This is a genomic window from Mariprofundus micogutta (genome assembly GCF_001895085.1).
GTDB classification, from domain to species: domain Bacteria; phylum Pseudomonadota; class Zetaproteobacteria; order Mariprofundales; family Mariprofundaceae; genus Mariprofundus; species Mariprofundus micogutta.
The window spans coordinates 17,240-26,683 of the sequence record NZ_BDFD01000019.1 but is presented as its reverse complement, the minus strand read 5'-3'; the positions used below and the strand labels follow the sequence as shown (position 1 = coordinate 26,683).

General features: G+C 50.6%; 11 protein-coding genes. 9 read left to right on the top strand and 2 right to left on the bottom strand.

All coding sequences use genetic code 11. The features are described 5' to 3' along the window. Position 1 precedes the first annotated feature (1 nt). Complete coding sequence (gene grxC / locus MMIC_RS09995; protein WP_072660329.1) at positions 2 to 259, top strand: glutaredoxin 3; 258 nt, start codon at positions 2 to 4, stop codon at positions 257 to 259. Positions 260 to 262: 3 nt separating this feature from the next. Next, on the top strand, positions 263 to 922 hold the full coding sequence (can, locus tag MMIC_RS09990; protein WP_072660328.1) for a carbonate dehydratase: 660 nt from the start codon (positions 263 to 265) through the stop codon (positions 920 to 922). 2 nt (positions 923 to 924) lie between these two features. Here can and rsmA read toward each other — a convergent pair whose 3' ends face one another. Further along, a complete protein-coding gene (gene rsmA, locus MMIC_RS09985) occupies positions 925 to 1,710 on the bottom strand; it encodes a 16S rRNA (adenine(1518)-N(6)/adenine(1519)-N(6))-dimethyltransferase RsmA (protein WP_072660327.1) in 786 nt (261 codons plus the stop codon). A 128-nt stretch (positions 1,711 to 1,838) separates the two neighbouring features. Here rsmA and tpiA point away from each other — a divergent pair, with 128 nt between their 5' ends. The 4 genes from tpiA (at position 1,839) to MMIC_RS09960 (ending at position 5,928) form a co-directional block, all read left to right on the top strand. Continuing rightward, positions 1,839 to 2,588, top strand: a complete 750-nt coding sequence (gene tpiA, locus MMIC_RS09980) for a triose-phosphate isomerase (protein ID WP_072660326.1) — start codon at positions 1,839 to 1,841, stop codon at positions 2,586 to 2,588. Between the two features lie 15 nt (positions 2,589 to 2,603). After that, positions 2,604 to 2,993: a preprotein translocase subunit SecG gene (secG, locus tag MMIC_RS09975; RefSeq protein ID WP_072660325.1), complete on the top strand. Its 390-nt coding sequence runs from the start codon at positions 2,604 to 2,606 to the stop codon at positions 2,991 to 2,993. 817 nt (positions 2,994 to 3,810) lie between these two features. After that, a complete protein-coding gene (gene trpB / locus MMIC_RS09965; protein ID WP_072660323.1) occupies positions 3,811 to 5,025 on the top strand; it encodes a tryptophan synthase subunit beta in 1,215 nt (404 codons plus the stop codon). 21 nt (positions 5,026 to 5,046) lie between these two features. Beyond that, complete coding sequence (locus MMIC_RS09960) at positions 5,047 to 5,928, top strand: carbohydrate kinase family protein (RefSeq protein WP_072660322.1); 882 nt, start codon at positions 5,047 to 5,049, stop codon at positions 5,926 to 5,928. Here the strand turns inward: MMIC_RS09960 and MMIC_RS09955 are convergent. Then, on the bottom strand, positions 5,903 to 6,730 hold the full coding sequence (locus tag MMIC_RS09955; RefSeq protein WP_072660321.1) for a MipA/OmpV family protein: 828 nt from the start codon (positions 6,728 to 6,730) through the stop codon (positions 5,903 to 5,905). The two genes, MMIC_RS09960 and MMIC_RS09955, sit on opposite strands and share 26 nt — an antisense overlap. Positions 6,731 to 6,804: 74 nt before the next feature. Here MMIC_RS09955 and MMIC_RS12750 point away from each other — a divergent pair, with 74 nt between their 5' ends. From MMIC_RS12750 to MMIC_RS12835, 3 genes are read left to right on the top strand one after another with little or no spacing between them, the layout of a single operon-like run. Then, a complete protein-coding gene (locus MMIC_RS12750) occupies positions 6,805 to 7,488 on the top strand; it encodes a DUF1722 domain-containing protein (RefSeq protein WP_072660320.1) in 684 nt (227 codons plus the stop codon). A gap of 9 nt (positions 7,489 to 7,497) precedes the next feature. Continuing rightward, on the top strand, positions 7,498 to 8,001 hold the full coding sequence (locus MMIC_RS12745) for a 2-thiouracil desulfurase family protein (RefSeq protein WP_072660319.1): 504 nt from the start codon (positions 7,498 to 7,500) through the stop codon (positions 7,999 to 8,001). Positions 8,002 to 8,003: 2 nt separating this feature from the next. Then, on the top strand, positions 8,004 to 9,422 hold the full coding sequence (locus MMIC_RS12835) for a class I SAM-dependent methyltransferase (RefSeq protein ID WP_227819469.1): 1,419 nt from the start codon (positions 8,004 to 8,006) through the stop codon (positions 9,420 to 9,422). The last annotated feature ends 22 nt before the right edge of the window (positions 9,423 to 9,444 follow it).

Here is a 9,444-nt window from a genome sequence, read left to right as displayed (position 1 = left end):
CATGGCAAATGTAGAGATTTATTCGGGCGACTTCTGCCCTTATTGCGTACGCGCAAAAACACTGTTGCAAAAGAAAGGTATCGAATTTACCGAGTACAATGTGCGGCGTGATATACAACACCAGAAACAGATGCATGATCGTTCAAACGGGGCACGCACTATTCCCCAGATATTCATCAATGATCGCCATGTAGGCGGTTGCGATGAACTATATGCTCTGGAAAAAAAAGGTGAGCTTGATTCATGGCTGGAATCGTAACGTATGTGTGATCCGGACAAGCTGTTAGATAATAATCGCGAGTGGTCCATGCAGAAACTGCTGGACGATCCGCAATTTTTTCAACGCCTGTCCGAATTCAAAACGCCGGAATTCTTCTGGATCGGCTGCTCTGACAGCCGGGTGCCGGCCAATGAAATTATTGGTCTGGAGCCGGGTCGGGTCTTTGTGCATCGCAATGTTGCCAATCAGGTACAACATACCGACTTGAACTGTCTCTCGGCGGCTCAGTACGCAGTTGATGTCATGAAAGTGAAACATATCATCATTACCGGTCACTATGATTGCGGTGGTGTTCGCGCAGCCATGCAGGGCCAGCATCACGGCATTGTGGATAACTGGATTCGCAGTATTCGTGATACCTATATGTTGCATCAGGAGGCCCTGGATCAACTGGATGAATCACAACGTATGAATCGTCTGTGTGAGCTCAATGTCATTCGTCAGGTGGATAATATCTGTCATACCCGCATCGTACAGAATGCCTGGATGCGTGGTGATGAATTGTCAGTACATGGCTGGATTTACAGCCTTAATGATGGCCTTCTGCATGATCTGAATAGCACCAAAAGATCACCGGATGATGTGGCACCGTTGTATCGGGTGACCCCGAGTGAGAGTAGTTCCTGGCCTGCAGCCAGCTAAGACTACTGGCCTTGCTTTTCAGCCAGAAAGATTGCCATCTTCACCCAGCTGTCATAATCGATTTGTTCAGGCCGTTTACGCGGATCAATACCGATGACTTCAAACTGTTCTGCCGATATGGAGCCTCTGAAATTGTTGGAAATGGTTTTTCTGCGATGTGCAAAACCCTGACGGACAGTTTTCTGCAGGATTTTATAGTCACATGCAGGTATTCTGCCGTGCGCCGTTAACAGAATAACAGCCGAGTGCACTTTTGGCGGCGGAGAAAAGGCACCGGGTGGAAGGGTAAGTAATCGTTTCACATCATAGAAGTGGCGCACCAGTACAGAGAGCCCGCCATATACTTTACTGCCGGGATCAGCAGCAATACGTTCGGCCACTTCCCGCTGGTACATCAGCACCATGCCGCCGGAAAGCGGAAAGCCTGCAAGTTTGGCAGTCAGTGGCCCGCTGAGATTATAGGGCAGGTTACCGGCAATCCATTCTGGTTTCAGTGATGAAACGGTGGTATCCAGTTCCTGCATCACATCACCATGCACAACTGATAGCACCGGATTTTCATCTGCAACGCCTTGCCAGTGTTCTGCAAATCGGTCATCCATTTCAATCACGCATAACTTGCCGACTCGAGCCAGTAGCGATTCGGTAATGGCGCCGGGACCGGGACCAATTTCAATGGCATTGGCACCTTCAGGCACTGCGTGGGCGATACGTCGAATGGCACTATGGTCGCGCAAAAAATGCTGTCCGAGTGCCTTTTTTGCATGTTGCTCTGGATGCTTACTCATGCGCCAATCGTAGCCGATTCGGGGAGTCTGTATAAGTATTCCTATTTTCCCTTGCCTTATAAGGCATTGTTCCTAGAATCCGCGTCCCTTTTCAAACCGCTCAGGTTGAAATTTTTCGGAGGTCAGACATGAGTAGCGATAAACGCCTATTGATTGCGGGTAACTGGAAAATGAATGGCCTTCTGCAGGAAGCCAATGATTTCATGGATGCATTTGGCAGCAATCCTGCGCCTGAACAGGTTGAGGTTGCTCTGATGCCTCCGTTTACATTACTGCATCCGATGTCGGATCGTCTGGCAGGCATGGGCGTGACGCTTGGTGCACAGAATGTGTATTATGAAGATAAGGGTGCTTTTACCGGTTCGATCTGTCCGATGATGTTGCGTGATGCAGGATGCCACTATGTAATTCTGGGCCATTCCGAGCGTCGTAGTATTATTGGTGAAAGCAATGCGCAGATTCGTTCCAAGATGAATACGGCATGGCTGCATGGCCTTGAGCCTATTCTCTGCATCGGTGAAACGCTGGAGCAGCGCGAAACAGGTGTGACCAATGTGGTACTGGCTGAACAGCTGGCGGTTTTGAAAGGTGCACCAAAGAATGCACCACTGACTGTCGCTTATGAACCTGTCTGGGCTATTGGTACAGGTCGTACTGCATCAGCTGAACAGGTCACCGAAACGCATGCATTTGTGCATGAAGAGCTTACCCGTCTGGGCCACGATTGCCGTGTGCTTTACGGTGGCAGTGTGAATCCGGGTAATGCTGAAGAGTTGATGGGTTGTCCTGGTGTTGAAGGCGCGCTGGTAGGTGGTGCGAGTCTGAAAGCCGACTCGTTTATGGATATTGTGAAAGCCGCAGTGAAAGCCGCGAGCTAAGGGGTAACAAGTTAAATGACAACAGTTCTGATTATTATTCATGTAATTATAGCACTGCTGCTGATTGGCACAGTGTTGGTGCAGCGTGGCCAGGGTGCTGATATCGGCGCCTCTTTCGGCGGCGGTGGTGCACAGACACTGTTCGGCAGCCGTGGTTCCGGCTCATTTCTGGGTAAAATGACCGGTGGTCTGGCAGCAGCATTCATGATGACCAGCCTGACACTGGCCTTCTTCTCCCAACAGCAGACAGGTTCAGTGGTTGAACGCTCAATTGTGGATACGATCCCGGTTGAACAGCCTATGGATGCTCAGCCTGCTCAGGGTGGTTTTGACCCATCCAAGCTGAAAAGCGAAACTCCAGCGGCACCGGCACCTGCAGCAGACGGTCTTCCAGGCGCTGAATAAGTCTTTACTGGTAATACATTGAAAAAGGGAGTGACTTGTGTCGCTCCCTTTTTTTTGGCTCATCGCGGAAGTCCGGGAAACAGTCTTTGTAAATAAGAACTGAAGGCGTTTCTCTCTTTCTATTATGGCGGGATTGTTTGTTCCAACTTTTCCAGAAAAGAAACGAACCAAAGAAAGCTGCCCGGCAATCTGCTTCTCCCTGCGTATTTATTGTTCAATGGGGCGAAACCTTTTTGATTCGAGCCTTGCATGGCTCTCACCCTTCGGGCGAGCTAAAGCTCGTCCAAACGGTACCTTCTGTTTGTCGCCTCATCCCATTGAACAATAAATACTCCGGCGCATCTTGGAACGGGGTTGAAAATCCTGGTAGATCTATCACACATTGGACCTCAGCGTTTGGATCCCCCGCTAGCAGGCTGCCGAGACAAATGTCCAAAACCGGAATAAAGCGGCGGAGCCGTGACCGGTTTTGGATATGCAGGATCGGGAATCCGCAGGACAGGCTGGTTCCGGGGCGGCTTTCTTTCACCCCTTTCTTTACCGCTAAAGAAAGGGGAATGCTCTGCTTTAGCAGAGTAGTAACTATTGAATGTATCTATTTAACAGGGATCAAAAGTTTTCTTCAGGCATGGTTCCCGCTAATGCGCGATGAACCTTTTTTTTGGCCGGAAAGAGACTTCCGGATTTAAGCATGATACTTCCCCCCTCATCTTTTTGAGGAGGCCGTAATGATGATGCCAGCGCATAATTTTGTTGCATGTGTCACTATGAGTTGGGCATATTCTCAGGTTCACAGCTTACTCAGGGAGGGCGATCGATGAAAAACACGTTTACGAGTGCGTTGCCGGATGCACAGGGTTATTTCGGTGAATACGGCGGCAGTTTTATTCCTGAGCCTTTGCAGGTCATCATGGATGATATCACTGCCTCATATCTGGAAATTCGTCAGGAACCAGGTTTCATCGAGGAGCTGGGCAGGCTTTACAAACACTATGTCGGCAGGCCCAGCCCCATCTTTCATGCTGAAAGCCTTTCTGCATCCTGCGGGGCAGATATCTATCTGAAGCGTGAAGATCTCAATCATACGGGAGCCCATAAGATCAATCACTGCCTTGGCGAAGCACTGTTGGCGAAGAAAATGGGCAAGAAAAAGCTGATCGCAGAAACTGGAGCCGGTCAGCATGGTGTGGCTTTGGCCACGGCTGCTGCCCTGGTAGGTCTGGAGTGTGACATCTATATGGGCGAGGTCGACATGAAGAAGGAGCACCCGAATGTCGTGCGCATGCATATACTGGGCGCCCGCGTTATTCCGGCGACACATGGCCGGAAAACATTGAAAGAGGCTGTGGATGCTGCTTTTGAAGGTTACATGAACGATCCCGTGAATCAGTTTTATGCGATTGGTTCTGTGGTTGGCCCGCACCCGTTCCCGATGATGGTGCGCGACTTCCAGTCGATTGTCGGTAATGAAGCCCGTGAACAGTTTCAGGAGATGACCGGTGCCTTGCCGGACAATGTTGTCGCTTGTGTTGGCGGAGGTTCTAATGCTCTGGGTATTTTCACGGCATTTCTCGATGACAGCAGTGTGCAGTTGCACGGTGTAGAACCTGCCGGGCGCAGTCTTGAGGTGGACGGTGAGCATGCGGCAACGATGACCAAGGGTAAACCCGGTGTTATGCATGGCTTCAAATCCTATATGTTACAGGATGAGCAGGGTGAACCAATGGAGGTCTATTCGGTTGCCAGTGGTCTGGACTATCCATCTGTTGGCCCGCAACACAGCTATCTCAAGGATATCGGTCGTGTGAATTACAGTAGCGTGGATGATCGCGAAGCGATCGATGCTTTTTTCAGTCTCTCCCGCCAGGAGGGAATCATTCCGGCCGTAGAATCTGCACATGCCGTAGCGTATGCGATGAAGATGGGGCTCGGGGGCGAGAAGGGCAGCATACTCGTTAATCTCTCCGGGCGTGGTGACAAGGACATCGATTTTGTTGTTGAGCACTATGGCAGGGAGTATGGAATAACGTAATTGATCAGCGGCTGAAACTACATGCTTGATCTGCTCTGTATCGGCCACGCCTGCTACGATGTCTCTATGGCAATCGACAGGCATCCGGGCCCGGATGAGAAAGTATTCGCCAATGCCATGAACCTTTCCGGTGGAGGGCCAGCTGCCAATGCGGCTGTTTGTGCGGCCAGACTAGGTGGCAAGGCAGGTTTCTGTGGATATCTGGGCAATGACTTGTTCGGTGATCTGCATATGTCTGAGTTTTCGGCTGAAGGTGTTGACACTTCTCTGCTTATTCGAGGTTCCGATCCCTCCCCCGTTTCTCAAATTCTCGCCAAGCCGGATGGCTGCCGTGCTCTGGTTAATTTCAAAGGTGATACGCCGTGGCTGGCCGCAGATGCAGTCAGCTTGCCTGAATTGCCAAAGGTGATGCTGTTTGATGGACATGAGCCGGAGCTGTCTGTGCAACTGTGTCACCAGGCGGTTGCTCAAGCTATTCCTACTGTGCTGGATGCCGGTTCCCTGCATAAAGGCACAGAAGCACTTGCCGGCATGGTCGATTATCTGGTGGCTTCGGAAAAGTTTGCGCGTCAATGGTGCCAAACGAAAGATATGGGAAAGGCCTTGGATGAACTGATTGCCATTTCAGGTCATGTGGTGATTACGCTGGGTGAGCGGGGTCTTGTCTGGGCATCTGATGGGAAAAAAGGGCAGTTGAGAGCATTTGATGTTGATGCGATTGACTCCACAGGTGCGGGTGATGCTTTTCATGGCGCGTTTGCGCTGGGACTGGCCCGAGGTATGGGCTGGTATGAACTACTTCGCTTTGCCTCGGCTACCGGTGCACTGGCCTGCACAACACTCGGTGCACGTCAGGCTTTACCCACAAGTGCAGCACTTAATCGTCTTCTGAAATCCGGCTGAGGGATTCGGACTGGTACAGGCTCCAGGCGATTCCGGCTGCGAAGGATAAATAGTTCCGGTCTTTGACCAGAGGGCTGTTGCGTATACTGCCGGGGCTCAGATTTCGGTAGCGGGCAACTGAAAATAGAGTAATCGTATCCGAGTACTGGTAAACCAGCTTTGCTGAAGCGGATACAGAATGCAGGCCCGCTTTGGATTGATATGCAGGGCGAGTCGCCGTCGCATAGATCGGAGCCACATCATAGTAAGTGGCATGATATTTCTTCGAAGCGAACAGCAAGCCACTCGTCAGTTCAATCTTCAGATCTGAATATGGTCTGAAACGGAGCTGAATATCCGGCTCGCTTAACCAACCGAGAAATGCTCCGGAAGTATCGAGAATGCCGCGAACAGGAAGGCGGAGCTTGAGTGTACTGCCTGAGTCATCAAAAACGTGCCAATTCAGACGAGGGCCTGCTTGCAGATTGAAGTTCAAGGTGGGCATGCCTGCTCTGGCGCGGTTGGAATTGCGTACCGGCAAACCTGCCCCCAGAGAAACATCCAGACTCAACTGTTCCATATCAAAGATGGCGGCACGCAGACCACCCCTGTCCATTTTTACCCGATCTCCGCGATAAACAAAATAGGGTAAAGGGGCAGCAAACACATAACGTTCATCGCTGCCCATATACTGGGGCAGGCTTGCTGCGCCGATAGCAAGACCAGCCTCCCATTGTGGAAGATTGGTTTTATCGTCACCTGCATAGGCTGAATCGGATAGCAGAAAAAAACATGCCAGCAATGTAATCGAAATACGTTTCATAAGTCGGGATATTATCTGAGCATGTCTGTGAATAGTAGTTTCACTGACGTCATGCATGCACTACGCTGAGGCTCATGCGCATATGGGATGTACACCCCGGTTATCTTGCTCGCCAGCAGTTACTTGGTGAGCACAGGGAACTACATGGTCTGTTCAATATTCTTGACCAAGGTAAAAAAGCTTATTCAAAACATCCGGAAACCGTGCGCTGGATTGGGCATATTCCAGCACTATTATTACGCCATAGTTTGTTGGTAAGCGAAATGCTTTTGCGAGGTTATCAGCACCATTCCGATCTTTCGCAAACGAATACCGAGATTATCTGGCCTGAGCAATATATTGATGCTCCGGCTAATCAATTTGTGCTTCTGGCCAGTAAATACAAGGCAGACAAGCGCAGTGGTCGTATTCCATTGCCGGCGAACACGCAGCAATTGTGGGCGCAGCATAAATATTCTGTGATGGCTATTGACCCGCAGGGTTGCCGGGAAATTGGCCCTGAGGTTGCACATGGCTGTTTCCGTGATGATATGCACGCACTGACCCTGATTCTTGTGGATATAGTCAGGCAAAAGCCACAATCAGGACGTCTGATGAATGCTTTGCTGCACATGTGGGGTTACGTTAACGATCAGGGTAAGGCTATGCCGCATAATCCGGAACAGTTGTTGCAGGAAATACAGCGCAGAAGTGTCATGCAAGATAAGCAGTATCTCTTACATTCGACAGCACTTTGCGATTTAGCACTTTGGGTTTAGTTTAATCCTATGCAGAAGATTCTGGTCAGTGCCTGCCTGCTTGGTGAGAAAGTCCGCTACGATGGTGAGGCTTGCCGACAGGGCGGTGTTCTGGAGCAGTGGCAGCGAGAAGGGCGCATTGTTTCACTCTGTCCGGAAGTTGCAGGAGGCTTGCCTATACCACGCCCGCCAGCTGAAGTAAGAGGTGGTAATGCAGAGGCTGTATTACGCGGGCAACAGCATGTAGAAAGAGAAAATGGCGATGATGTGAGTGATGCGTTTATCGATGGGGCTGAAGCAGCTCTGGCTTTGTGTATAAGGCACAAGATTCAAATCGCCATACTCAAAGAGGGCAGTCCTTCGTGCGGGGTGAACAGGGTCAACGATGGCACATTCGCTAAAAAAAAGATCAGAGGCATGGGTGTAACCGCACGATTACTGCAGCGGCATGGCATTGCTGTATTCAGTGAATTGCAGACAGCATTAGCCTTGCAGGCACTAACTGGCCTGGAAGATCGAATGCAAGCGGAGTAGGAATGGAGTGGTTCAATATCATCTGGATGAGCGCTGCTGCAGGACTCTGTATCCCTCTGGGTGGTTTTATCGCAAGCCGGGAGCATATTCACCCTGACTGGCTGGAAAAAGAGTTTCGCCATTTCATTATTGCATTAGGCGGCGGAGTATTGCTTGGCGCTGTAGCACTGGTGCTGGTTCCTGAGGGAATCAGCTATATGCAGCATTCACTGCTGGCGATACCGATTCTGCTAGGTGGCGGCCTGACATTTTTCATACTTGAGCGCTCGCTGGCACTGCGGCGTCGTGAAGCCCCCCAACTTTCCGGTATGTTGTTGGATTATCTGCCGGAATCGCTGGCTCTGGGCGGGATTATGGTCGCCAACTCACCTATGGCACCATTACTGGCATTGTTCATAGGCCTGCAGAACCTGCCCGAAGGTTTCAATACTTTCCGGGAATTGAGAGGCATCGCGCACTATTCCGCGGACCGGGTTTTATATCTGATGCTGGGGCTGGTTCCATTGGGTCCGGTTTTTGCGATGGCGGGATATGTTTTTTTGTCCGATGCTCCTGACGTGGCAGGTGGCATCATGCTGTTTGCATCCGGTGGAATCCTGTATATTATTTTTTCAGGATATCGCCCCGCAATCACGGATGAAACGTCACTGGGCACCGCCGCTTGGAGCTGTGTTTGGATTCACTCTGGCGATGTTTGCAGCCATGCTCGTGACGCATGGGTAATCAGATCGGTTACATTGAAGGTTGGGGGAAAAATCATGTCCAATAGATCGATAGGCCTGAGCGAGCCGCTGTATGAGTATCTGTTGAAACATAGCCTGCGCGAAAGCGAAGTGCTGCAGCAGCTTCGACAAGCCACGGAACATGAGACTCTGTCCGAAATGCGTTCAGCGCCCGAACAGGGGCAGTTTATGGCGCTGTTGCTTCATTTGACCGGAGCCAGACGGGTACTTGAGGTCGGTACCTATACCGGTTATGCGAGCCTGTGGATGGCAGAAGCACTACCCGATGATGGTGAACTGATCACCTGCGACATTTCCACAACCTGGACCAGTGTTGCCACTCAATTCTGGCGGCAGGCAGGTCTGGCGCATAAAATAAAACTGAGATTGGCACCGGCAACTGAAACACTGAATCAGTTAATTGCAGCGGGCGAGGATGACAGTTTTGATTTTGCATTTATCGATGCGGATAAAGAAAATTATGAGGTCTATTTTGAACAGTGTCTGCAGCTGGTCAAAAGCGGAGGCCTGATCCTGATCGATAATGTACTGTGGGGCGGCAGTGTGATTTATGCGGATAACCAGAGCAGTGCGACAAATGCCATCAGGGCTTTTAATGAAAAACGACTGCAGGATGATCGCGTTGAATTATCGATGCTGCCAGTGGCCGATGGCCTGACCCTGCTGCGTAAAACATAGTGACGGGGAATTTTTGCATGCC

Excerpts from the sequence above, each read along its gene's own strand:
- grxC (WP_072660329.1), top strand. The coding sequence starts at position 2 with ATGGCAAATGTAGAGATTTATTCGGGCGACTTCTGCCCTTATTGCGTA.
- can (WP_072660328.1), top strand. The coding sequence starts at position 263 with ATGTGTGATCCGGACAAGCTGTTAGATAATAATCGCGAGTGGTCCATG.
- rsmA (WP_072660327.1), bottom strand. The coding sequence starts at position 1,710 with ATGAGTAAGCATCCAGAGCAACATGCAAAAAAGGCACTCGGACAGCAT.
- tpiA (WP_072660326.1), top strand. The coding sequence starts at position 1,839 with ATGAGTAGCGATAAACGCCTATTGATTGCGGGTAACTGGAAAATGAAT.
- secG (WP_072660325.1), top strand. The coding sequence starts at position 2,604 with ATGACAACAGTTCTGATTATTATTCATGTAATTATAGCACTGCTGCTG.
- trpB (WP_072660323.1), top strand. The coding sequence starts at position 3,811 with ATGAAAAACACGTTTACGAGTGCGTTGCCGGATGCACAGGGTTATTTC.
- MMIC_RS09960 (WP_072660322.1), top strand. The coding sequence starts at position 5,047 with ATGCTTGATCTGCTCTGTATCGGCCACGCCTGCTACGATGTCTCTATG.
- MMIC_RS09955 (WP_072660321.1), bottom strand. The coding sequence starts at position 6,730 with ATGAAACGTATTTCGATTACATTGCTGGCATGTTTTTTTCTGCTATCC.
- MMIC_RS12750 (WP_072660320.1), top strand. The coding sequence starts at position 6,805 with ATGCGCATATGGGATGTACACCCCGGTTATCTTGCTCGCCAGCAGTTA.
- MMIC_RS12745 (WP_072660319.1), top strand. The coding sequence starts at position 7,498 with ATGCAGAAGATTCTGGTCAGTGCCTGCCTGCTTGGTGAGAAAGTCCGC.
- MMIC_RS12835 (WP_227819469.1), top strand. The coding sequence starts at position 8,004 with ATGGAGTGGTTCAATATCATCTGGATGAGCGCTGCTGCAGGACTCTGT.